This is a genomic window from Nocardioides lianchengensis (assembly GCF_900101465.1).
GTDB classification, from domain to species: domain Bacteria; phylum Actinomycetota; class Actinomycetes; order Propionibacteriales; family Nocardioidaceae; genus Nocardioides; species Nocardioides lianchengensis.
Map to the genome: position 1 here is coordinate 652,658 of NZ_FMZM01000001.1, position 22,702 is coordinate 675,359.

At 73.6% G+C, this 22,702-nt stretch carries 24 protein-coding genes; 14 read left to right on the top strand and 10 right to left on the bottom strand.

Annotated features, from left to right (window positions below; all coding sequences use genetic code 11):
* Positions 1-6: 6 nt before the first annotated feature.
* Positions 7-1,056, bottom strand: coding sequence for a hypothetical protein (locus tag BLT76_RS03230; RefSeq protein ID WP_139175394.1), 1,050 nt, complete (start codon positions 1,054-1,056; stop codon positions 7-9).
* 54 nt (positions 1,057-1,110) lie between these two features.
* On the opposite strand from BLT76_RS03230, the gene BLT76_RS03235 reads away from it, so the two are divergent.
* The 5 genes from BLT76_RS03235 to BLT76_RS03255 all read left to right on the top strand — a co-directional run bounded on the left by BLT76_RS03235 (position 1,111) and on the right by BLT76_RS03255 (position 4,251).
* The gene (locus BLT76_RS03235; RefSeq protein WP_090850653.1) at positions 1,111-1,371 is read left to right on the top strand and encodes an amphi-Trp domain-containing protein; all 261 of its coding nucleotides are present in this window, start codon (positions 1,111-1,113) and stop codon (positions 1,369-1,371) included.
* A 96-nt stretch (positions 1,372-1,467) separates the two neighbouring features.
* Positions 1,468-2,028 carry a histidine phosphatase family protein gene (locus tag BLT76_RS03240; RefSeq protein ID WP_090850657.1) on the top strand — a complete coding sequence of 187 codons (561 nt, stop codon included), beginning with the start codon at positions 1,468-1,470 and terminating at the stop codon, positions 2,026-2,028.
* A gap of 31 nt (positions 2,029-2,059) precedes the next feature.
* Positions 2,060-2,695 (top strand): DUF6758 family protein, encoded by a 636-nt coding sequence (locus BLT76_RS03245; RefSeq protein ID WP_244509224.1) that lies wholly within the window; start codon positions 2,060-2,062, stop codon positions 2,693-2,695.
* Between the two features lie 69 nt (positions 2,696-2,764).
* Positions 2,765-3,637, top strand: a complete 873-nt coding sequence (locus tag BLT76_RS03250; RefSeq protein ID WP_090850659.1) for a PHP domain-containing protein — start codon at positions 2,765-2,767, stop codon at positions 3,635-3,637.
* Positions 3,637-4,251 carry a MarC family protein gene (locus tag BLT76_RS03255; protein ID WP_090850661.1) on the top strand — a complete coding sequence of 205 codons (615 nt, stop codon included), beginning with the start codon at positions 3,637-3,639 and terminating at the stop codon, positions 4,249-4,251. Before BLT76_RS03250 ends, BLT76_RS03255 begins: the two co-directional genes overlap by 1 nt.
* 206 nt (positions 4,252-4,457) lie before the next feature.
* Here BLT76_RS03255 and BLT76_RS03260 read toward each other — a convergent pair whose 3' ends face one another.
* Positions 4,458-5,228 carry an SDR family NAD(P)-dependent oxidoreductase gene (locus BLT76_RS03260; RefSeq protein ID WP_090850663.1) on the bottom strand — a complete coding sequence of 257 codons (771 nt, stop codon included), beginning with the start codon at positions 5,226-5,228 and terminating at the stop codon, positions 4,458-4,460.
* 60 nt (positions 5,229-5,288) lie between these two features.
* Here BLT76_RS03260 and BLT76_RS03265 point away from each other — a divergent pair, with 60 nt between their 5' ends.
* Positions 5,289-6,089 (top strand): ParA family protein, encoded by an 801-nt coding sequence (locus BLT76_RS03265; protein WP_090850665.1) that lies wholly within the window; start codon positions 5,289-5,291, stop codon positions 6,087-6,089.
* The gene (locus tag BLT76_RS03270) at positions 6,086-6,781 is read left to right on the top strand and encodes a L,D-transpeptidase (RefSeq protein ID WP_090850667.1); all 696 of its coding nucleotides are present in this window, start codon (positions 6,086-6,088) and stop codon (positions 6,779-6,781) included. Before BLT76_RS03265 ends, BLT76_RS03270 begins: the two co-directional genes overlap by 4 nt.
* 69 nt (positions 6,782-6,850) lie before the next feature.
* Here BLT76_RS03270 and BLT76_RS03275 read toward each other — a convergent pair whose 3' ends face one another.
* Positions 6,851-8,242, bottom strand: coding sequence for a DEAD/DEAH box helicase (locus BLT76_RS03275; protein ID WP_257024133.1), 1,392 nt, complete (start codon positions 8,240-8,242; stop codon positions 6,851-6,853).
* 240 nt (positions 8,243-8,482) lie between these two features.
* On the opposite strand from BLT76_RS03275, the gene BLT76_RS03280 reads away from it, so the two are divergent.
* Positions 8,483-9,184, top strand: coding sequence for a ferritin-like fold-containing protein (locus tag BLT76_RS03280; RefSeq protein WP_090850671.1), 702 nt, complete (start codon positions 8,483-8,485; stop codon positions 9,182-9,184).
* A 51-nt stretch (positions 9,185-9,235) separates the two neighbouring features.
* Here BLT76_RS03280 and BLT76_RS03285 read toward each other — a convergent pair whose 3' ends face one another.
* From BLT76_RS03285 to BLT76_RS03295, 3 genes are read right to left on the bottom strand one after another with little or no spacing between them, the layout of a single operon-like run.
* A complete protein-coding gene (locus BLT76_RS03285) occupies positions 9,236-9,508 on the bottom strand; it encodes a hypothetical protein (RefSeq protein WP_218856215.1) in 273 nt (90 codons plus the stop codon).
* Between the two features lie 37 nt (positions 9,509-9,545).
* A complete protein-coding gene (locus tag BLT76_RS03290; protein ID WP_090850673.1) occupies positions 9,546-9,767 on the bottom strand; it encodes a DUF3107 domain-containing protein in 222 nt (73 codons plus the stop codon).
* Positions 9,768-9,803: 36 nt separating this feature from the next.
* Positions 9,804-10,391 (bottom strand): TetR/AcrR family transcriptional regulator, encoded by a 588-nt coding sequence (locus BLT76_RS03295; RefSeq protein WP_090850675.1) that lies wholly within the window; start codon positions 10,389-10,391, stop codon positions 9,804-9,806.
* A 210-nt stretch (positions 10,392-10,601) separates the two neighbouring features.
* Between BLT76_RS03295 and moeZ the strand changes: the two genes are divergently transcribed.
* From moeZ to BLT76_RS03310, 3 genes are all read left to right on the top strand, one after another.
* The gene (gene moeZ, locus BLT76_RS03300; protein WP_090850677.1) at positions 10,602-11,801 is read left to right on the top strand and encodes an adenylyltransferase/sulfurtransferase MoeZ; all 1,200 of its coding nucleotides are present in this window, start codon (positions 10,602-10,604) and stop codon (positions 11,799-11,801) included.
* Between the two features lie 128 nt (positions 11,802-11,929).
* Positions 11,930-12,811 (top strand): S1C family serine protease, encoded by an 882-nt coding sequence (locus BLT76_RS03305; protein WP_244509225.1) that lies wholly within the window; start codon positions 11,930-11,932, stop codon positions 12,809-12,811.
* 46 nt (positions 12,812-12,857) lie between these two features.
* A complete protein-coding gene (locus tag BLT76_RS03310) occupies positions 12,858-13,163 on the top strand; it encodes an MGMT family protein (protein WP_090850679.1) in 306 nt (101 codons plus the stop codon).
* 6 nt (positions 13,164-13,169) lie between these two features.
* Here BLT76_RS03310 and BLT76_RS03315 read toward each other — a convergent pair whose 3' ends face one another.
* Entirely contained in the window at positions 13,170-15,530 is a 2,361-nt protein-coding gene (locus tag BLT76_RS03315) for an SCO7613 C-terminal domain-containing membrane protein (protein WP_090850681.1), read from the bottom strand.
* Between the two features lie 287 nt (positions 15,531-15,817).
* On the opposite strand from BLT76_RS03315, the gene BLT76_RS03320 reads away from it, so the two are divergent.
* Both BLT76_RS03320 and BLT76_RS03325 read left to right on the top strand, forming a co-directional pair.
* Positions 15,818-17,608, top strand: a complete 1,791-nt coding sequence (locus BLT76_RS03320; RefSeq protein ID WP_170866919.1) for an endo-1,4-beta-xylanase — start codon at positions 15,818-15,820, stop codon at positions 17,606-17,608.
* Between the two features lie 56 nt (positions 17,609-17,664).
* Positions 17,665-17,850, top strand: a complete 186-nt coding sequence (locus BLT76_RS03325; RefSeq protein ID WP_090850687.1) for a hypothetical protein — start codon at positions 17,665-17,667, stop codon at positions 17,848-17,850.
* Here the strand turns inward: BLT76_RS03325 and BLT76_RS03330 are convergent.
* Genes BLT76_RS03330 through BLT76_RS03340 form a run of 3 tightly spaced genes read right to left on the bottom strand, consistent with a single transcriptional unit; the run spans position 17,834 to position 21,293 of the window.
* On the bottom strand, positions 17,834-19,222 hold the full coding sequence (locus BLT76_RS03330; protein WP_090850689.1) for a YlbE family protein: 1,389 nt from the start codon (positions 19,220-19,222) through the stop codon (positions 17,834-17,836). The genes BLT76_RS03325 and BLT76_RS03330 overlap by 17 nt on opposite strands.
* Positions 19,219-20,607, bottom strand: coding sequence for an AllF/FdrA family protein (locus tag BLT76_RS03335; protein ID WP_090850691.1), 1,389 nt, complete (start codon positions 20,605-20,607; stop codon positions 19,219-19,221). The genes BLT76_RS03330 and BLT76_RS03335 overlap by 4 nt, the downstream gene beginning before the upstream one ends.
* Positions 20,604-21,293: an oxamate carbamoyltransferase subunit AllH family protein gene (locus tag BLT76_RS03340; protein ID WP_139175395.1), complete on the bottom strand. Its 690-nt coding sequence runs from the start codon at positions 21,291-21,293 to the stop codon at positions 20,604-20,606. The genes BLT76_RS03335 and BLT76_RS03340 overlap by 4 nt, the downstream gene beginning before the upstream one ends.
* A 75-nt stretch (positions 21,294-21,368) precedes the next feature.
* Between BLT76_RS03340 and BLT76_RS03345 the strand changes: the two genes are divergently transcribed.
* Positions 21,369-22,640: a PucR family transcriptional regulator gene (locus BLT76_RS03345; protein WP_090850695.1), complete on the top strand. Its 1,272-nt coding sequence runs from the start codon at positions 21,369-21,371 to the stop codon at positions 22,638-22,640.
* Positions 22,641-22,702 lie beyond the last annotated feature (62 nt).

The window sequence follows — 22,702 nt, forward strand, 5'->3', positions numbered from 1 at the left end:
CCGGCCTCAGGGCTGGCGGTCGCTGCCCTCCACCAGGAAGGTCGCGTACTCGCCGGAGTCCTCGTCGTCGGTCGGGATCACCGGGCTGACCGGGGTGCAGGCGAGGGTGCGCAGCTCGCAGGTCACGACCTGTCGTGCGCGGAGCACGTTGACGAGGTGGTTCTCGTCGATCTGCTCGGCGACGCCGTAGAACGTGTCGTCGTCGCTCCAGCCCGCCAGGGTGAAGTGGTCCCAGGGGGCGTCGATCCGGCGCCGGTCGCCGGACGCCTCGTCGTAGACGACCGCGGGGGTGGGCCACATCGAGACGTCGAAGATCGTGCTCCGGTCCGGCGACAGCAGGCCGACGCCGGACAGGGTCGAGCCGGACAGCTCGCGGTGCGCCCCCCGGCCCTCGATGCCGACGTGGTAGCCGAGGGGGAAGAGGGTCTCGGCGTACCCGTCGAAGACCTCGATGCCGTCCGCGTCGGTGGTCGTCGGCTCGCGCGAGCCGTCGGCGAGCCGGATGGTCGCGCCGTCGAAGAAGAGGAGCTCGTCGCTGACCCCCTGCAGGAGCGGCATGATCTCGCTGTAGAGGTCGGCCAGGTCGGCGCGGTCGTCCGGCTCCTCGTCGGGCGTGCGGTAGAGCTGCTCGCCGGTGCGGGTGTCGAACGCCGCCGCCTGGATGACGTGGGTGTCGTAGCGGTCGGTCGGTCCGCGCGACTGGTCGACGGTCGCGAACACCGAGTGGTCCGCCGACACGGCGAGGTTGCCCCAGCGCACGTCCTCGACCTCCTGGGTCGCCCCCTCCACGCTGGTGAACATCAGCGTTCCCTCGCTCATCCAGTACGCGCCGGTGGCGCCGAGGACGAACCGGTCCACCTCGGCTCCGAGCTCGACCGTCTGCTCGCCGACGTGCAACGTGCCGTCGTGGTACCAGGCCGGGGCGGTGACGTCCCACTCCGTCGCGCCGACCGGCAGCGTGAAGGGCTCGCCGTACGACGCGCTCCCGGTGGACTCGCCGCAGCCGGACAGGGCCAGGCAGGCGATGACTCCGACGACCACCCCACGTGTGCGCATCGCCCCATGCTCGCATCCGCGCCCGTGCACCCAGGGGTCCGGCATGCTGGCGGCATGACGAAGCCGGACCGTGACATCGAGCAGATCTACGCCACCGACGAGGTCGTCGCCAAGCTGCGGCGGCTGGCCGACGCGCTGGAGACGGGGGAGTCCTTCCGCATCCAGATCGCGGGGGAGCGCTTCCGCGTGCCGGCCCGCGCGACGTTCTCGATCGAGCACGAGCGCGGCGACGGCGAGGAGGAGGTGGAGTTCCAGCTCAAGTGGACCCACGACCAGGAGCCCGACGACGACGCCGAGGACACCCCGATCGTCTGACGCCCGCCGGCACCCCACCTGTGGAGAACCCCGCCGAGTCGGCGCACATGTGCGCCGACTCGGCGATTTCGTCCACAGGCGGGGAGACTCGGGCTCATGGCAGATGAGCTGTGGCTGGTGCGGCACGGGCAGACCGAGTGGAGCCGGGACGGGCGGCACACCTCCGTCACCGACCTGCCGCTGCTGCCGGAGGGCGAGGAGGTCGCGCGCGGGCTGCCCGCGAAGCTGGCCGGGGTCGACTTCGTGCAGGTGCTGACGAGCCCGCGGCAGCGCGCCCGTCGTACGGCGGAGCTGGCCGGGTACGCCGACGCGGAGGTCGACGAGGACCTGGTCGAGTGGGCGTACGGCGACTACGAGGGCGTCACCACCGTCGAGATCCGCAAGACCCGGCCGGGCTGGTCGGTCTGGACCGACCCCGTGCCGGGCGGCGAGTCCGCCGCACACGTCACGGAGCGCCTGGACCGCGTCGTGGCCCGGGCGCGGGCCGTCGACGGGGCCACGCTGGTCTTCGCCCACGGTCACTCCCTCCGGGCGCTCGCGGCCCGCTGGCTCGGCCTGCCGGTCAGCGAGGGACGGCTGCTCCGGCTCGACACCGCCACCGTGTCGGTCCTCGGCGAGGAGCGCGACAACCCCGTCGTGCTGCGCTGGAACTCTTGACCTGGGCGGGGTCGCGTCCCACGGTGTAGCCATGCCCGACCCCGGTTGCCCCCGCTGCCCCACCCCGGTCGCCGCGCTCGGGGCCGACGGTCTGGTCGCGTGCCCCGAGCACGGGGCGGTCGCCCCGCTGTGGCGACCCGACGAGCCGTCGTACGACGGGTTCGCCGAGCACCTGCGCCGGGCCGACCACTTCCCGACGTACCTGCCGTGGCCGCTGAGCCCGGGCTGGAGCGTCACCGACTTCGCCGCGGTCGGCGGACCGGAGCGGCCGCGGGCGACGATGACCTGCGTGTCCGGCACCAGCGAGCTGGACGGGCCCGTCGACGTCGTGGTGGTGGCCGAGGAGGCCGGCACCGGCGTCGGGGCACGGATCGCGGGCACCCACCACGACGACCCGGGCGCCGACATCGCCGAGGGGCCGCCGGCGGTGCAGGTGCGGATCGGCAGCCAGGCGGTCCGGCTCTGGCCGGTGTCGACCAGCCGCGGACCGGGGGAGTGGGACCGGTCGGTGGTGGCCGGCGAGGCGGCCGGGCGCTGGCTGTGGATCGTGCTGCGGCCGGCGTCGGCGATGCTGCTGCTGCGTGACGACTGGATCCTGCGCGACGTGTCGACGGTGGGTCCGCCGCTGGTGGAGCTCCCGTTCGGGGGCCCGCGGCCGCCCTGGTGAGGGCCTGGTGAGCGGGTTCACCCCCGTTCGGAATCGGCACGCGCCCGGATCGCTCACTAATCTGGGCCGGTGCGCATCGACCTCCACACCCACTCCCGGGCGAGCGATGGCACCCAGACCCCTCGCGAGCTCGTGCAGGCGGCCGCCGCGGCCGGGCTCGAGGTGCTGGCGATCACCGACCACGACACGGCCGAGGGCTGGGCGGAGGCGGCCGAGGCGGCGTCCGGGTCCGGCGTCGAGCTGGTGCGCGGCATGGAGATCAGCACCAAGCACGGGCACCGCGGCGTGCACCTGCTGGCCTACCTGCCGGACCCGTCGTACACCCCGCTCGTGACGGAGCTCGACGCCGTCCTCGACGGTCGGCGGGCCCGGGTCCCGATGATGCTGGAGCGGCTCCGGTCGCTGGGCGTGGAGATCACCGAGGACGACGTACGACGGGCCGGGCCCGGCACCGCCGCGACCGGTCGGCCGCACGTCGCCGACGCGCTGGTGACGCTCGGTGTGGTCGGCGACCGCACCGAGGCGTTCGACCGCTTCCTCGGCGCCGGCCGGCCCGCCAACGTCGACCGGTACGCCGCTCCGCTGCTCGACACGATCCGGCTGGTCGCGGCGGCCGGTGGGGTGAGCGTGGTCGCGCACCCGTGGGGCCGGAGCCTGCACCGGCTCTCCGAGGCCGACCTGGCCGGCTTCCAGGACGCCGGACTGTCCGGCCTCGAGGTCGACCACCAGGACCACGACCCCGCCGCCCGCGCGGAGCTGCGGGCGATCGCGGACAACCTCGGGCTGGTCGTCACCGGCTCCAGCGACCACCACGGCGCCGGCAAGCTCGACCACGAGCTCGGCGTGAACACCACCGCCCCCGAGGAGTACGCCCGGCTCCTCGACCTGGCCGCCGCCGCTGCGTCCGCCTCGGGCCGGGAGACCCCGCCGGTGGTCCGCTGATGGGCGTCCTCGACACCGTCCTGCTCGTCGAGGTCTTCGTGACCCTCTTCGTGATCATGGACCCGGTCGGCACCGTGCCGATCTTCCTGTCCCTGACCAGCGGCCGGTCCGCCGCGACGGCGCGCCGGGCGGCCTGGCAGGCGGTCGCGGTGTCGTTCTTCGTGATCACCTGCTTCGCCTTCTTCGGCCAGCAGATCCTGTCCTACCTGCATATCTCGCTGCCCGCCCTCCAGGCCGCCGGCGGGCTGCTGCTCCTGCTGGTCGCCCTCGAGCTGCTGACCGGCAAGGAGGACTCGATGGTCGCCTCGACCGGCGGCAACGTGGCCCTGGTGCCCCTCGGCACCCCGCTGCTGGCCGGCCCCGGCGCGATCGTCGCGACGATGCTGTTCGTCGAGCAGGTCGACGACTCCGCCACCTTCCTCGCGGTCGGGCTCGGGGTCATCGGCGTGCACGCCTGCCTGTGGGCGGCGATGCGGTTCTCGCTGCCCATCCTGCGGCTGATCCGCGAGAGCGGCGTCCTGCTCGTCACCCGGATCGCCGGTCTGCTGCTCTCGGCCATCGCGGTTCAGCTGGTGGCGGACGCCGTACGCGCCTTCATCGCCGGCGAGGGCTGAGCGGCGGCAGCGACCGAGGAACGAGGACGCTGCCGCGAGAGCGAAGGGTTGAGCGAGCGCCGGCCCGAGCCTGCGAGGGCCGGACCGCGTGTCGAAACCCATCCGGTGTTCGCGATCCCATGAAGCGGGGACGCGCCAGCGGACCCGCTGATGGTGGTCGAGGTCGCGACGGCGTGTCGAGACCGATCCTGGTCCCGCAAGCAGGATCAGCGACGCCCCAGCGCCTGGAACCGCTGCAGCAGCGAGTTCGGCACCAGCCGGGCGGCGGTGGTGATCACCTTGTACTGCGCGCCGGGGATCGAGTAGACCCGGCCCTTGTCGTAGTCGGCGAGGGCCCGCACGACCAGGTCGTCGGCGTCGAGCCAGAGGAAGTCGGGCGCCGAGCCCCGGCTGACGTCCATCCGCTCGTGGAACTCGGTCTTCGTGAAGCCCGGGCAGAGCGACATGACGGTGACTCCGTGCGGCCGGTACTCGTTCGCCGCCCACTCGCTGAAGCTGTTGACCCACGCCTTGGCCGCCGCGTAGGTGCCGCGGGGCAGGAAGGCGGCCACGCTGGAGACGTTGATGACGCCCCCGCGGCCGCGCTCGGCCATCGGCCCGAGGGCGGCGTGGCTGAGCCGGAGCACGGCGGTCACCAGCACGTCGAGCATCGCGGTCTCGGCGTCGGCGTCGTTGTCGAGGAACCGGTGCTTGAGGCCGAAGCCGGCGTTGTTGACCAGCAGCTCGACCGGCCGGGCGGGATCGCGCAGGCGGGCCTCGACGGTCGCGAGCGCGGCGCGGTCGGTCAGGTCGGCGGGGAGCACCTCCACCTCCACGCCGTACGACGCCCGCAGCTCGCCGGCCACCTCCTCCAGACGGGCGACGTCGCGGGCGACCAGGACCAGGTCGTGCCCGCGACGGGCCAGCTGGTCGGCGAAGGACCGGCCGATGCCTGCGGTGGGTCCGGTGACGAGGGCGGTGCCGGTGCGGGAGGACATGCGGTGAAGTCTGGCAGGGCCTCCCGGTCGTGCGCCTCCCCGTCGGGCATGATGGACCCGATGACGACGACACTCGCGGTCGCCAACCAGAAGGGCGGCGTCGCCAAGACCACCTCGGTGGCCTCGATCGGCGCTGCGCTCGCCGAGCTGGGCCACTCGGTGCTGCTCGTCGACCTCGATCCCCAGGCCTGCCTCACCTTCTCCCTCGGCGTCGATCCCGAGGACCTCGAGCTGTCGGTCCACCACGTCCTCACGAAGGGCGTCGAGCCGGGCGAGGTGATCCTCGAGACCGAGGACGGCGTCGACCTCCTCCCGGCCACCATCGAGCTGGCCCGCGCCGAGGCCGACCTGCTGACCCGGACCGGCCGCGAGCACGTCATCAAGACCGCGATCGAGGACCTCGACGTCGACTACGACTGGATCCTCCTCGACTGCCCGCCGTCGCTCGGCGTCCTCACCGTCGCGGCCCTGACCGCGGCCACCGGCGTCCTGGTGCCGCTGCAGTGCGAGACGCTCTCCCACCGCGGGGTCGGCCAGCTGCTCGACACCGTCCACGACGTACGGCGCTTCACGAACAAGAAGCTCGAGGTCTGGGGCGTCCTCCCCACCCTGTACGACGGCCGCACCACCCACGCGCGCACGGTCCTGGAGACCATCTCCGAGACGTACGACCTCGAGGTCGTCGAGCCGCCGATCCCGAAGACCATCAAGTTCGCCGAGGCGCCGGCCGCGGGTCGGTCGATCCTGGCCACCAGCCGCTCCAGCAAGGGCGCGGCCGCCTACCGCGAGGTGGCCGCCAATCTGGTCACCCGGTCGCAGCGGAAGCCGGCCCGGCCGGCCAAGCGGGCGAAGAAGAAGTGAGCCGTCACAAGGCGACCTCGGTCCGCCCCCGCTACGGCCGGATCTCGGTGCTCGGCGCCTCGCTGGCCGTGACCCTGGTCGCCGTGCTCGGCGGCACCGGCGCGCTGCCGGCGGCGCTCTCCGGCGCCGGGAGCCCGTCGGCGGCCATCGCCCGGGACGACCCGGCGCCGGCCGCCGCGGAGCCGACCCCGAGCGGCACCCCGGCGCCCTCGACCGAGACGCAGGCGGACACGCAGGCGGAGGTCGAGACGCAGGCCGAGCCCGAGGTCGATCCCGCCGCCGACACCACGCTCCCGGCCGACTCGGGCAGCGGACGCCGGATCGTGTTCAGCGAGAGCCGCCAGCGGGTGTGGCTGATCGAGGACGACGAGCAGGTCCGCCGTACCTATCTGGCGTCGGGGAGCCTCACCGACAACCTCGACCCCGGCACGTACGACGTCTACTCGCGCTCCGAGGACGCCGTCGGCATCGACGACTCCGGGACGATGAAGTACTTCGTGCGCTTCACCCGCGGCGACACCGGCGCGGCCATCGGGTTCCACGACATCCCGGTGGACGAGGGCAAGCGGGTCCAGACCCTGGCCCAGCTCGGCACCCCGCAGTCGCACGGCTGCATCCGCCAGAAGCGCTCCGACGCGATCGCCCTGTGGGACTTCGCCCCGCTCGGCACCACCGTCGTCGTCACCGCGTAGGCCCGAACGCGCCGGAGCCCCCGGCGTACCAGGTACGCCGGGGGCTCCGGGTCGATCGGTCGGGGACGCTCAGGCGTCGGCCGGGGCGGCGCTCGCCTGGCCCTCGCCGGAGCCGCCCTGCCCACCCGAGCCGCCGCGCCGACGGCGACGACGGTTGCGGCTGGCGCCGGCGGGACGCTCGCCGCCCTCGGCCGGGGCACCCTCGGCCGCGGGGGCCGAGCCCTCGGCGACGGTCTCGCCGCTGCGGGTGCGGGTGCGGCTGCGGTTGCTGCGGGCGCGCGCGGGGCGGTCGCCGTCGCGGCGGTCCCGGTCCTCACGCGGCTTGCGCTCGACGGGGGCCGGGTCGACGACGCGGCCCTTGGTGCCGGGGGCGATGCCCTGGTCGTGGAAGAGGTGCTCGGAGGTGGAGTAGGTCTCGACCGGCTCGTCGAACGGCAGGTCGAGGGCCTTGTTGATCATCTTCCAGCGGTGCAGGTCGGCCCAGTCGACGAAGGTGATCGCGATGCCGGAGGCCCCCGCGCGGCCGGTGCGGCCGATCCGGTGGACGTAGGTCTTGTCGTCCTCGGGGCAGGTGTAGTTGATGACGTGGGAGACGCCCCGGACGTCGATGCCGCGGGCGGCGACGTCGGTGGCGACCAGGACCTGGATCTTGTCCTCGCGGAACTTGGTCAGCGCCTTCTCGCGCGCCACCTGCGCCATGTCGCCGTGCAGCGGGCTGGCCTTGAAGCCGCGCTCGGTCAGGTCGTCGGCGACCCGCTGGGCCTGCCGCTTGGTGCGGGTGAAGACGATGATCTTCTCGACGTCCTCGGCCTGCAGGATCCGGCCGATGATCTCGGGCTTGTCGAGGTCATGGGCCTGGTAGATGAACTGCGCGGTCGCCGGCACCGTCGCGTTCTCGTACGACGACTCGGCGCGGATGTTCATCGGGTGCCGCATGTGCATGCGGGCCAGGGACACGATCGCCGACGGCATGGTGGCCGAGAAGAGCATGGTCTGGCGGGTCTCGGGCGTCATCCGCAGCAGCCGCTCGACGTCGGGCAGGAAGCCCAGGTCGAGCATCTCGTCGGCCTCGTCGAGGACCAGCGCGTGAACGTGGGACAGGTCGAGGGCCCGGCGGTTGGCCAGGTCGATCAGCCGACCGGGCGTGCCGACGACGATGTCGACGCCGGACTCGAGGGCCTCCAGCTGCGTGTCGTAGCCGACGCCGCCGTAGACGGTCAGGACCCGGAGACCGGTGTCCTTGCTGGCCACCGACATGTCGCTGGAGACCTGGAGCGCGAGCTCACGGGTCGGCGCGACGATGAGGGCCTGCGGCTTGCCCTGGGGCAGGTCGGCGTACGCCGGGTCGGTCGGCGAGACGCTGCGCTGCAGCACCGGGATGCCGAACGCGAGGGTCTTGCCGGTGCCGGTGCGGGCCTGCCCGATCAGGTCGGTGCCCATCAGCGCGACGGAGAGGGTCATCTCCTGGATGGCGAAGGGGGTGGTGATGCCGGCGCGCTCGAGCGCGTCGCAAATCTCGGGAAGCACCCCGAGCTCTCGGAACGTGGTCAGGATCTTGTCGCTTTCGTGAGTCAGCCGGGATCAACCGAATGATTGTCGGAAGCGGCGGACTCAGGAGCGGTCTGCCGCGCACATACCGGGCGGCTCGCCATCGGGGCGGGCGCGCCCTCTCGGCGCCCATTCTATCGGTAGGGTGCGCCCGTGGCCCCATCGACAGCGGACGAGACCCCTCTGGCGTTCCAGGACCCGGTCTACCGCGAGGCGGTCGTCGACCTGCTCGGCGTGATCGCCTACGGCGAGATCTCGGCGTTCGAGCGACTCGCCGAGGACGCCAAGCTCGCGCCCACCCTCGAGGACAAGGTGGCCATCGCGACGATGGCCAGCAAGGAGTTCTCGAAGGTGGCCTCGATCCACCAGCGGCTCACCGAGCTCGGGGCCGACCCGTTCGCGGCGATGCAGCCGTTCAGCGAGGCCATCGACCTCTTCCACGAGCACACCGCGCCCTCGGACTGGTACGAAGGACTCGTCAAGGCGTACGTCGGGGACGGCCTCGCCGACGACTTCTACCGCGAGATCGCGGCGTACCTCGACACCGGCACCCGCGACCTGGTCGTGGCCTCGATGGAGGACACCGGTCACGCGGCCTTCGCCGTCGAGAAGGTGCGGGCCGCCATCGCCGCCGACCACCGCCTCGGCGGCCGGCTGGCCCTGTGGGGGCGCCGGCTGATGGGGGAGGCGCTGATCCAGGCGCAGCGGGTCGCGGCCGACCGCGACGCGCTCTCGGCCCTGCTGGCCGGTGGCGTCGACCGCCCGGGCCTCGACCTGGCCGCGATCGGCCGGATGTTCACCCGGCTCACCGACCGGCACACCGAGCGGATGGCCGAACTCGGCCTCGCCAGCTGACCCGTCGATCCCAAACCGACACGCCGCGAGAAGCGGACATCCAGTGACGGGTCAGGGGCGCTGGCGGGCGGCGGCTGCGGCGGCGAGGGTGACCAGGCCGGCGGCGACGCCGACCTGCCAGACGTGGCGCCACCAGTCGAACCCGGGGGTCGTGGGCGACCAGATGCTGGTGTAGACGGCGTTGCCGATCAGCACCCCGCCGACCCCGCACAGCACGGTGACCCACAGGGGCACCTCGTCCCGACCGCGCGGAGCCAGCCACTTGCCGAGGATGCCGACGACCGCGCCGCCCACCAGGGCCCACAGCAGGTCGCTGACGATCATCGGTCGGGGTCGTTCCGGGCGGTCGGGTCGGGACGGGCTAGCTGCGGAAGCCGACCTGGCCGGCGACGCCGCCGCCGACCTCGACGTACGAGATGCCCGCGGCGGGGACGATGATCTTGCGGCCCTTGGTGTCGGTCAGGGCGAGGACGCCTCCGGCCGCCACGGCGTCCGCGAGCAGCTTCTCGACGTTCTCGGCCGTCTCGTCGGTGTCGACCACCAGCTCGCGCGGCGAGTGCTGCACGCCGATCTTGACCTCCACGTGGTGCTCCTTCAGGTAGTTGATGTTGGGCTTGCGTCAGTGCTCGTCGGTCTTGGGGTAGCCGCGGATCCCGCGCCAGGCCAGCCCGGCGACCAGGGCCGCGGCGTCGTTCTGGGCGATGCCGCCGGCCTCGGTGAGCCAGAACCGGGCCGAGACCTGGGCCATTCCCACGAGCGAGACGGCCAGCAGGCGCGAGGCCTCGTCGGGCAGGCCGGTGTCGTCGTGGATGACCTCGGCGATCAGGGTCGCGCACTCGGCGGTGACCCGGTCGACGTGGGAACGCACGGCGGGCTCGTTGGTCAGGTCGGACTCGAAGACCAGCCGGAACGCGCCGGTGTCCTGGGCGACGTACTCGTAGAAGACGTCGATCGTCGCGGCCACCCGCTGCTTGTTGTCCTGGGTGGACTCCAGCGCGCGGCGGCAGTTGTCGATGATCGCGTCGCAGGAGACGTCGAGCAGCGCGAGGTAGAGGTCGAGCTTGCCGGGGAAGTGCTGGTAGAGCACCGGCTTGGACACCCCGGCCCGCTCGGCGATGTCGTCCATCGCGGCGGCGTGGTAGCCCTGCGCGACGAAGACGCCGAGCGCCGACTCGAGCAGCTGGGCGCGCCGCTCGCGCCGCGGCATGCGGCCACCCCGGGGGCGGGCCCCCTCGACGTCGTACTGCCCTGCGCTCACTGTTGCTCCTCCAAGCGGTCAACCGTCCAGAACCCTACCCGTCCGTAGCCGCGGTCCGGATGACGGGACGCGGTACGACGGGGCGTGGCGTCGCGGGGAACATGGACGGGACGCGCGGTGTTGCCCGAGCGTTGACGACCTAGCAACGAGGAGAGAGTCGTGTCCTTCCCGCCCCTGGTGGAGCCCGCGGACGAGCTGACCATCGACGAGGTGCGTCGCTACAGCCGCCACCTGATCATCCCCGACGTCGGGATGAGCGGGCAGAAGCGCCTGAAGAACGCCAAGGTCCTCGTGATCGGCGCCGGCGGCCTCGGCAGCCCCGCGCTGCTCTACCTGGCCGCTGCCGGCGTGCACACGCTCGGCATCGCCGAGTTCGACGAGGTCGACGAGTCCAACCTGCAGCGCCAGATCATCCACGGGCAGTCCGACATCGGGAAGTCCAAGGCGCAGTCGGCCAAGGAGTCGATCGCCGAGACGAACCCCTACGTCGACGTGATCGTGCACGAGGTCCGCCTCGACAACGACAACGTCATGGAGATCTTCAAGGGCTACGACCTGATCGTCGACGGCACCGACAACTTCGCGACCCGCTACATGGTCAACGACGCGGCGTACTTCCTCGGGATCCCCTACGTCTGGGGCTCGATCTACCGCTTCGACGGCCAGGCCTCGGTCTTCGCCCCGACGATGGCGGACGACGCGCCCTGCTACCGCTGCCTCTACCCCGAGCCGCCGCCGCCGGGCATGGTCCCGAGCTGCGCCGAGGGTGGCGTGCTCGGCGTCCTGTGCGCCGCGATCGGCTCGATCCAGGTCAACGAGGCCATCAAGGTCCTCACCGGCATCGGCGACCCGGCCATCGGCAAGCTGGTCATCTACGACGCCCTCGAGCTGGAGTGGCGCAAGCTGAAGGTCCGCAAGGACCCCAACTGCGCGCTGTGCGGCGAGAACCCCACCGTCACCGGCCTGATCGACTACGACGCCTTCTGCGGCGCGATCTCCGACGAGGCGGCCGACGCCGCCGCGGGCTCGACGATCTCGGTCACGACGCTGGAGCACATGCTCAAGGAGCGTGAGGAGGGCACCCGCGACTTCGTCCTCGTCGACGTGCGCGAGCCCAACGAGTTCGAGATCAACCGGATCCCCGGGTCGGTGCTGATCCCGAAGGGCGACTTCCTCAACGGCTCCGCGCTGGAGAAGCTGCCGAGCGACAAGCAGGTCGTCATGCACTGCAAGTCGGGCGTCCGCTCCGCGGAGACGCTGGCGATCGTGAAGGGTGCCGGCTACGCCGACGCCGTGCACGTCGGCGGTGGCGTGGTGGCCTGGGTCAACCAGATCGACCCCTCGCAGCCGTCGTACTGACCCACCTGGAATGACCACCCGGGCCTGGCCCGGAATGACTACCCGTCCGTAACCCGGACGGGTAGTCGGCGTTACAGGGGTGTATCCGATCCGACCGGCGACGTCGCCGGCTGCCTGAGGAGGACCCCTTGCTGAAGCTCACCACCCGCCGGATCTCCGGTGCCGTCGCCGTGGCGGCCAGCGCCGTTCTCGGGACGGCGCTGGCCACCGCCACACCCGCCACCGCCGACGCCGCTGCGGCCTGGGCCCCGGCCGACTCGGCCACGATCACGCCCGGCGTGCAGATGTACACCGAGGGTGCCCAGTGCACCGGCAACTTCGTGTTCACCGACGGCGCGGGCGCGGTCTACGTCGGGTACGCCGCGCACTGCGCCGGCCTCGGTGAGGCCACCGACACCGACGGCTGCCAGGCCGCGTCGCTGCCGCTCGGCACCCGGGTCACCTTCAACGAGGGCGGCAGCCTGGTCAGCGAGGGCACCCAGCTCGGTGCCGGCACCCTGGCCTACTCCTCCTGGCTCACCGAGAAGCAGCTCGGCACCACCGACCCCAACACCTGCGCCTACAACGACTTCGCGCTGGTCAAGGTCGACGCCGCGGACGTCGCCAAGGTGAACCCGTCGATCCCGTTCTGGGGCGGCCCGACCGGCATCGACACCGACGGCACCGCCGCCGGCGACCGCGTCTACTCCTACGGCAACTCCAGCCTGCGCGGCGGGCTGACCGTGCTGTCCCCGAAGACCGGCATCAGCCTGGGCGACGCGGCGGCCGACGGCGGCTGGTCGCACCCGCTCTACACCGTGACCCCGGGCATCCCCGGTGACTCGGGCTCGGCGTTCGTGAGCGCCGACGGCAAGGCGATCGGCACCCTGTCGACCCTGGGTCTGGCCCCGCTGCCGCTGTCGAACAACATCGGCGACCTCGCCAAGGAGCTGGCCTTCGCCCAGCAGCACTCCGGCATCTCCGGGCTCCAGCTGGTCAACGGCACCGAGCCCTTCTCGCCGATCCTCTGACGGACCGCTCCCTCCGCGCACGCCCCCGGCCGTTACGGTCGGGGGCGTGCGTCATCCGGAGGAGTACGTCGAGGCGGTGCTGGCGATCGTGGAGCAGGTCCCGCGCGGGCGGGTCACGACGTACGGCGCCATCGCGGACGCGATCGGCCGCTTCGGTCCGCGCCGCGTCGGCAACGTGATGGCCACCCACGGCGGTGGGGTCCCGTGGTGGCGGGTGGTCCGCGCCGACGGCTCGCTGCCGCCCAGCCACTCCGACGAGGCCCGGCAGACCTACCTGGAGGAGGGCACCCCGCTGCGGCCCTCCGGCAGCGTCGACATCAAGGCCGCCTTCTGGCTGCCGCCGGAGGCCTGACCGTTCTCAGCGCAGGCGGCCGACGTACGTCCCGGCCCGGCGGAGCTCGACGACCCGCCGCTCCCAGGTCACGCCGACCACGGTGAGCAGCGCGCCGGCGGTGCCGATGAGGACCCACTGCGGGGTCTCGGCGAGGTACGGCGCCGCCTCCCGCAGGACGACCACGGAGCCGACGACCGCGCCGACCATCAGCGGCGCGCTCCAGCGCAGCCGGGCGCCGAGCAGCACCAGGGCCAGGCAGCCGGCCCCGAGCAGCACCGCCCGCGGGCCGATCGGGTCGGCCAGCACCCAGGCGAGCGTCGGGACGGTCGCCAGGCCCAGACCGGGCAGCAGCGCGGTGCTGGTGTCGGAGTCCGGGTGACGCAGCAGCCGGTGCAGGCCGACCGCGACCAGGGCGAGCGCGCTCGGGAGCGTGTAGGCCTCGGGGGCGACCACCCCGATCTCGGCGAGCCGAACCCAGGTGGCGGCGGCGAGCAGCAGACCGCCCGGCCAGGCCAGCAGCCGGCGGTCGCGGTGCAGCAGCGCACTGGTGGTGACCAGGCCGCCCGCGAGGGTCAGGTGGACCGCGAGCTCGGTGCTGGTGTGGATCCCGCCCGCCGCCGCCGCGAGCGCGGCGAGCAGGGCGGCGACCTCCACCTCCGGCCGCGGACGCGGGACGGCGAGCGCGGCGACCACGACCAGCACCAGCAGGGAGCGGTACGTCGGGTCGAGTCCCGCGACCTCGCCGCCGGCCCAGATGACGGTGGCGACCGCGGGCGGGAGGCCGGCCCCGCCGAGGACCCGGCTCGTGGCGTCGGCCCGGAGCGCGAGCAGGCCCGCGGCCGCGGCCAGCGAGACCGCGGCCCCGGTGGTGAGGGCCGCGCTGGGCAGCGCGACGAGCACGGCGGCCACGAGCAGTCCGAGGCCGACGGCGGCGGGTCCGGGCCCGCGCACCAGCAGGGCGATCAGGCCGAGGACGGCGAGGACCAGGACGACCAGCGCCAGCGGGACGGCGGTCAGGGCGACGGTCGCGAGCGCGAGCAGCGCCAGCGGCGCGGCGGCCCAGCGCAGCAGTCGCGGCCGTTCGGCGGCCGGCAGGCCGGCGAGACCGGCCGCGAGCAGCGCGACGGCGGCGGCCAGCAGGACGACGGGGTGCGGGTCGCCCACGGACGGCGCGAGCCGGACCTGGGCGTCCTGCGTGAACGGGGCGCCCAGCGTCGTCGCGCGGACCGCGGCCTCACCTGCCAGGGTCAGCACCGCGCTGGCCAGCGGCAGGGCCAGCAGCACGACAGACGGCAGCACCGGCTCGCGCCACCGGCGGGGGAGCACCACGGCCGCGGCGGACCAGCCGAGCGACGCCGCCGCGGCGGCGAGCAGCTGCACCGTCGCGGACTCGTCGACGGCGGGCAGCAGGAGCACGCCGGTCAGCACCGTCGCGGCGAGCGCGAGGCAGCCGAGCAGGAGGGGGCGGAGGGTCGGCAGGAACGCCACCGGCAGGGCCAGCAGGGCGGCGGCGGCCAGCAGCGTCACCGCGCCGCCGCCGAGCCACAGGCTGCGCAGGGAGGGGTGGTCGGCGGCGACCAGCAACCCGGTGACGAGCAGCGCGGTCCAGCACAGCGCGCCGCCGGCCAGCGCGACCCACGGCAGGGCGCGAGCCACGAGCAGCCGGCCGAGCCAGGCCAGGGCGGCGTACGAGAGCACGCCGGCCAGCAGGATCAGCCGGACCTGGTCGCCGTCGGCCGCCTGGGCCGCCACGACGGTGCCGAGCCCGGCCCCGACGGCCAGCTGCGGGGCGACGAGGCGCAGCGGGTGGGCCAGCAGGAGCAGACCGGCCACGGCCAGCGCGACGCCGTACGCCTCGGGCGGGACGCCGCCCGCGTGGGTGCCGAGCCAGCCGGCCCGGCCCGCGCCCGCGACGTCGAGCAGGACCAGGCCGAGCGCGACCACGCTCAGCGCCTCGGCGGCGACCCGCAGGCCGCGCCCGCCGAGCAGCAGCCCGGCCGCGCCGCTGCCCGCGGTCAGGCCGACCAGGACCGCCGTACGACCGCCGACGCCGAGCCAGGACCAGGCCACCGCCAAGAAGACCATCGCCGCGACCAGCAGGCACAGCGCGCCCAGGCCGAGCAGCACCGCCGGCACCGAGCTGACGCGCGGGCCGCGGGAGACCGGGGCCGCCACCGCCGGAGCGGGGTACGGCGCCGCCGCCACCGGCGCGGGCCGACGGAGCTGGGCGAGCAGCTGGTCGGCGTACCGCAGCGCGCTCTGCAGCTGGACCGCGGTCTGGCCGGTCAGGCGGAGGTCGCAGGCGGGGCAGGCATCCGCGTGGGCCGGAGGAGCCGGGAGCTCCGCCCCGCAGTCGGGGCACCGCGTGGGGTCGTAGAAGCGCATGCGTCCATCCAGCCGCAGCGCGCGGGCGCGGGGGAGCGGCGTCGTACTTCAGTCGCCCTGAGTACGCATGCTCATCCCGGGGACGCGGGCAGCCGGGTGTTGTTGCATCATCGAGCTCCGCCCAGTCCCACGCCCGTCGTCAGGATGTCGTGATGCTCCGCTCAGGTCGATCGAGCTCTGACCGTTCTTCGTCACGTGACTCCGACGCCATCGACAGCGCGCACCGCCCTGAGCCCCGCACCCGGGAGGGCGGCGACGACCCGGCCGTCGAGCCTCGGTCGTCGTCCGTGCTGAGCAGGGCCCTGGCCGCCGGGGTGTGCGCGGTGATCCTGGCGGGCTGGTCCGGCGTCAGGATCGACCGGGCCACGCAGGCGGTGGAGACACCGGAGGTCACCCCGGCGGCGGTGTCCCACCCGGCCGCCGAGAAACGCACGCAGAGTGTGCTCCGAGCGAGCGACTGGCGCTACGTGCCGGGCGTCTCGGCCCGGAACGGCAAGCTCCACGTCGCTCGCACCGGCCTCGCGACCCTCCGCACGTCTCCTGAGGACCAGAAGACGCGCCAGCCGACCTATCAGCCGAACCCGCCCGTGGCGTTGGCCGGTCCGCACGTCGTCCTGGCCCGGAGGAACGATGTCGGCATCACTGCTCGACTCCAGCGCATCCGCGGCGCCGCGACCGTCTCGTTCCTGAGCGGGCCGAACCGGCGCTTCGACGAGCGCGTCGAGCACCAGGCCGGCATCGACGTGTCCCTCACGAGGTCGGTGGCCACGCTGAGGATCTGGAACGGCGAGGATCGCCGGCCCCGTCGCCTGAGGATGAGGCTCGAAGGCCCGAGGAGGAGCCATGCGCAGATCACGGTGCGGCAGCTCGACCACCGACTGACGGTCGCGGTCGACGGCCAGAGGTTCCCGGTGCGACGCGAGGTGTTCGAGGACCAGGTCTGGTTCGGCCTGAGCGCGACGAAGAGGTTCGTCGTCAGCGCGTTGGACGTCTATCCGCTCGGGGGCACCAGGCTGCGGATCACCGACCGGGCGAGAGACCCGTTCGCCCGGGTGACGCCGAGCCGCACCGGCCTGGCTTCGCTGGCCGCCGCCCGTGGCCGCGGCGACAAGCAGATCGGGACGGCGGTGGACCTGGCGCAGCTGCTCGCCAACCCCGCGTACACGAGGTACGTCCTGCGCAACTTCAACGAGATCCAGACCGAGACGCTGGCCAAGTTCCAGGCGCTCCAACCCCGTCGGGGCAGGTTCCAGTTCGGTGAGCTCGACGCGCTCGTCGCGTTCGCCGAGCGGCATGACCTCGAGGTGCAGGGGCACGCCCTGATCTTCGGTGAGGCCTACCCCCGGTGGCTCCACCGGACCCTGAGAGGAGCCAGCAGGGACGAGGCCCTCGCGATCATGCGCGAGCACATCACCACGGTCGTGCGCCGCTACGACGGTCGACACGGTCATGGACTGATCAAGCGCTGGGACGTGGTGAACGAGCCCTTCGATCCCGATCACTGGGGTCGCCTCAACCAGGACACCATCTGGTACCGGGCGATCGGTGAGAGCTACATCGCGGAGGCGTTCAAGGCCGCCCGGGCCGCCCATCGCGACGGCGAGTTCGGCCTGAACGACTGGTCCATCGAGACGGATCGCGTCCGGCGCCAGGCGGTGATCGATCTGCTGAGGCGACTGCCGCGGGGCACCGTCGACTACGTCGGCCTGCAGGCTCACTTCGACGAGGACACCGTGGACGACGACGAGGTGATGGAGGCGATCCTCGGCGGGAGCCTCCCGGGGATCTTCCAGGAGTTCGCCGACCTCGGTGTCCAGGTGCGCGTCTCGGAGGCCTCGGTGGCGCAGAACGGCGATGCCCGGACCCAGGCCGCGGTCTACGCCACGTTGATCGGTGCCTGCCTGCGCTCCACGAGCTGCCTCGGCTTCAACATGTGGGGCGCGACCAGCAACGAGTGGTACTTCACGACGACGCCGGAGGGCGGAATCGGCGACGACGCGCCGACCCGGCAGCGGGGCAACGGTCGTATCGTCGAGCGCCCCGCGATGTCGGCCATGCGCCGGGCCGTCACTCGGTAGGGGCCGCGGTCGGCGGCGACGTACTCGACGGGGGTGGGTGCGGGTACTCGGGGCGCATGATCACCCTCTTCACGAACGTGTTCACCGCGATCGGGACCTGCGTGCTGGTCGGCCTCGTCGGCGGGATCGTCTACGGCTTCATGATCGACGACATCCCGACCAGCCTGGGCTTCGGCGTCGGGATCGGCGCCGCGGCCGGTGCGGTCTTCGGGATCGTCGCGGCGTTCAGGACGAAGACGTAGCCCGAGCCAGCTCGGCCAACCGGGCCAGCGCCTGCGGGAAGATCTCGGCCGGCGGCGTGACGAGCCCGGCGCCGACCTGGCCGGTGCCGGCGACCCGCCCGGCCATGCCGGTGTTGATCTGCGGCAGGATCCCGGTGCGGCAGACCCGGGTCACGTCGATGCCGGTCGGGGTGCCCTGGAAGTCGAGGACCGGGACCGACCAGCGCGGGTTCTCGCCGAGGGTGATCTCGTGCATCCGACGGGTGGTCGCCAGCGCGTCGGGCACGGTGCCGCCGACCAGCCGCACGATCGCGGGGGCGGTCGCCATGGCGAAGCCGCCGATGCCGGCGGTCTCGGTGATGGCCGAGTCGCCGATGTCGGGGTTGGCGTCGTCGGGCCCGTAGTCGCCGAGGTAGAGGCCGTCGGCCACCTGGGCCGGGCCGGTGAACCACTCGTCGCCGGTGCCGGCGACCTGGATGCCGAAGTCGGTGCCGTTGCGGGCCATGGCGACGACCATCGTCGAGCCCTCGATCCCGCGGGCGGCGTCGAGGGCCAGCTTGCAGGCGGGCATGGCCAGGTTGAGGAAGAAGTGGTCGTTGGCGCCGACGAAGCGCATCCCCTCGGCCACGTCGGCGACCTCCAGCCCGCTGCGGACCATGGCCGGCGCGAGGTCGCGCAGCAGCATCAGGGTGCCGGCGCGGTTGCGGTTGTGGGCCTCGTCGCCCATCTGCAGCATCTGGGTGAGGATGCCGGTCACGTCGACCGGCTCGCTCGCCCGGACGGCGGCCTGCAGCAGCGGACCGAGCACGTCGCCCATCCAGCGCAGCCGGGTCAGGACCTCGGGGGAGTAGGCGCCGTACCGGAGCACCTTGCCGAGGCCCTCGTTGAGCGAGCAGTGCGTACGACGGCCGGTGGCCGGGTCCTCCAGCACGAACATCCACATGCTCGGCGTCACCACGCCGGCCATCGGCCCGACGGTGGCCCGGTGGTGGCACGGCTCGAGGCTGACCGAGCTGCCCGCCTCGAAGAGCGCGACGGCGTCCTCGGGGTCCTCGACCAGCCCCTCGAGCGCGGCGCCGGCCATCAGCCCCCCGCGCAGCGGACCGGACGCGCGGGCCCAGTCGATCGGCGGACCGGCGTGCAGGAACTCGCCGCGCTGCAGGCCGAGCACCTCGCTCGCCGGGGCGACGTCGACCAGCCGGGCGGTCACGCCGAGCACCGCCTCGAGCGCCCGACGATTGGCGTCCTGGCGGCGGGGATCGGCGGCGACGGTGGCCAGGTCGGCCTCGGTGCCGGGCATCGGCGGCCGCCAGTCGACCCGCTCGACGTCGACGGCCTGCCCCGCCACGGCGTCGGCGAACAGGTCGGCCCCGACGTTGACGATCGTGGTCACAGGGGTCCTCCGACGAGCTCGAGCGCGCGCCGGGTGGCGCCGGCGTTGGACAGGTGGACCTCGGCCCCGGTGTCGGCGAGTGCCCGGACCTGGCGGTCCAGGCCCTGCGGGTCGCCCGTGGTGCCGACGACCGCGATCACGACCGGCTTCCCGAGGCCGGTGAGCGCCGGGGCGAGGAGTGTCGCGGGGTCGGGCTCGGCGCCGTGGCCGAGCACGACGTCGAGCAGGAGGACGCCCGTGGCCGGGTCGGCGGCCGCCCGCGCGAGGTGCTCCAGGCGCAGCGACGGGTCGATCATCGGGTGCGCGCGGCCGGCGGTGTACTCGTCGTCGCCGAAGTCGACGAACGTGTGGCCGGCGTCGGTGCCGGCGATCAGCCGGGCCTCGGAGGCGAGGGTGCCGCCGACGAACAGGCCCCGGATCACGCCGTCGGCCGGACCGGCCGCGCCGGTCACCGGCCAGGCGGGTACGGCGTGGCCGAGCCGCCGCAGCACCGCCTCGGCGGCCGCGGTCAGGTCGGGGCGGCCGGGACCGAGCAGCGCGTACTCGACCGGGGTGGCGAGAGTGGCGGCGTACTCCTCGATGTCGGCGGCGACGTCGTCGGCCGGGGGCTTGGAGACGAGCACGATCAGCTCCACCGCCGGGTCCCGGTCGAGGCGGCGCATCGCCTCCCGGGTGGCCAGGCCACGGACCTCGGAGGAGAGGTCGCGGCCGCCGACCCCGAGCGCGGAGGAGACCCCGACCCCCGCGTGGTCGAGGAGGGCGAGCAGCTGCTGGCAGCCGGTGCCGGAGGCGGCGACCAGGCCCACCGGGCCGGGACGGACGACGTTGGCGAAGCCGAGGCCCACGCCGTCGACGACCGCGGTGCCGCAGTCGGGTCCCATGACCAGCAGCCCGCGCTCGGCGGCGGACCGCTTGAGGGCGAGCTCGTGGTCGAGCGGGACGTTGTCGCTGAAGACCATGACGTCGCTGCCCGCGTCGAGGGCGTCCATGGCCTCGACCAGCGCGTGCCGGCCGGCGACCGAGACCAGGACCAGGCCACCGGGCTGCTCGCGCAGCGCGGTCGCGGTGGTGCGGTGGGGGGCGAGGTCGACGTCGCCGCCGGTGGTACGACGGCGGGTCTCGGCCAGCGCCTCGGCGACCGCGGCCAGGGCCCGCTCGAGGACCGTCTCGTCCTCGACCCGGACCGCGACCACCAGGTCGTTCGTCGTCGCCTCGGACGGGACGTCGAAGCCCATCTCGGCAAGGACCTCGAGGTTGAGCGCGGTGGCCATCGCGACCTGGGCGGCGAGCACGCCGTCGACCTGCTGGACGCTGCGGCTGACCTGGAGCAGAGCGACCGAGTCGGCGTAGGCGCCGGGGCGCAGCTCGACGTACGTGCTGCTCATGCGGCCGTCCCCGAGCGGCGGCCGAGGCCGGCGAGGGCGCGGCGGCCGCCGGTCAGCAGCCCCCGACCGGAGGTGTGGCCGATCGCCGCCAGGGCGGCGGCCCGGCCGCGCTCGGCGGGGGTGCCGACGACCTGCAGCCAGTCGCCGAACTCGGGCAGCACCTCGCCGTGCAGGGCGCAGTCGAGGAGGGTCGCGGAGAGCAGGGTGGTGCGGTAGGCCATCGCCCGCACGGCCGCGTCGACCTCCGGGGTCGGGACCCCGGCCGCGCGGTGCACGGCCAGCCAGCCGCAGAGCTGGTCGTCGCCGTACGGCGTGAGGCCGTCGCCGGCCCCGACCAGCGTGCGGACCTCGGCGGTGCCGAGCGGGGCGGGCCGATCGGCGTCGAGCGCGATCCGCGGGACGGTGACGCGGGCGAAGCGCCCCACGGCCAGGGGCCGGTCGTCGAGGTGGAGCACCCCGTCGCGGACCTCCGCCGAGCGGGCGGGCAGCTCGGCGAGCGCCCCGGTCGGGGTGCGCATCGCGCAGGGCACCAGGGCGGCGCGGGCGTCGACGACGCCGGTGCACCAGCCGTGCAGGTCGACGTAGACGGCGTGCGGGCCGCGGTGGAGCACCGGGACCGGGCCGTCGGGCGCGGCGCGGAGGCGCTCGTGGACACGTGGCGGGGCACTGACCGGAAGGGGCCTCACCCGGACGACGCTAGCGGGTCGCTCTAGGGTGGCCCCATGTGAGGATGTGCCAACGCGTCGAGCGGAAGGGTGCACATGTTGATAGGCAACGGAGACGGCGGCGCCGCCGAGGCGCTGGCCCGGGTCGACGCGCTCCACACGGGGCTGACCCAGATCGCCCTCGAGGGAGGCGACCTGCGCGGGATCGCCGCCGAGGTCGCGCGGGTCCTCGACGTCGGCATCCTGGTGACCTCGACCGACGGTCGCGAGCGTGCGGGCGCGCTGGTCGACGAGCAGCGGGCCCAGCTGGCCGCGCACGACCTGGTCGATCCCTCGGGGCGGGTCCGGGTGGAGCGGATCGGCGGCCACGGGGTCGTCGTCGGGGACGGCGAGGTGCGCACCCTGCGGGTCGCGGCGGCCGGCACCGACCTGGCCCGCCTGGTCTGCGTACGGCCGGGCGCCCCCATCTCCTCCGACGACGTGCACGCGCTCGAGCGGGCGGCTGCGATCGCCGCGCTGGTCATCACCCGCGAGCAGGCGGTGTCGGCGGTCGAGAACAAGTACCAGGGCGACTTCCTGCGCGATGTGTTCCTCCGGCGCGCGGGCGGCGAGGAGTACGTCGCCGAGCACGCCGACACCTTCGGCTGGGACCTGCGCCGGCCGGTCGTCGTGGTGGCGGCCGAGATCGACCCGCCCGGCCCGGACGACGCCCCGGTCGCGCGGGCGGTCCGGCGGCAGTGGCAGGAGCGGTTCGCGGCCGCGTGGCGCCAGGTCGGCCGAGGCGTCGACGCCGGCATCCCCTGCGTCGACTTCTCCTCCGAGGTGGTCAGCCTGCTCCCGGTCCCGACCGGCGCCGACGAGACGGTGGCCGGCGAGGCCGTCGTACGACGGATGGTGACGGGGGTCGCCGGTGACAAGGGCGGCGGCCGCCGGCCGTTCTCCGTCGGGGTCAGCCGGGTGGCCGCCGACCTGGAGGACCTGCCGGGCGCCTACGCCCAGGCCCGTCGGGCGGTCGAGGTCGGCCGCCGGGTGCACGGCGGCGGCTCGACGACGTTCTTCGACCAGCTGGGCCTGCACCGGCTGATCGCGCTGATCACCGACGACCGCGAGCTGCAGGCCTTCACCCGTGACGTGCTCGGCCCGCTGGCGACCTCCACGACGGAGGCCGCCGACCTGCGCGAGACCCTCCAGGTGCTGCTCGACACCAACTTCAACGTGGCCGAGGCCGCCCGGGTCCAGTTCTTCCACTACAACACGATGCGCTACCGGGTCGCGAAGCTGGAGCGGCTCCTCGGACCGCTGTCCTCCGACCCGCACCTGCGCCTCGACGTCGCCGTCGCCCTCCGCGTCCTCGAGATCGCCACCTGACCTAGGGCCCTCCTCGCCGAGTCAGCACCAGTGGTGGGCCGAGTCAGCACTAGTAGTGCTGA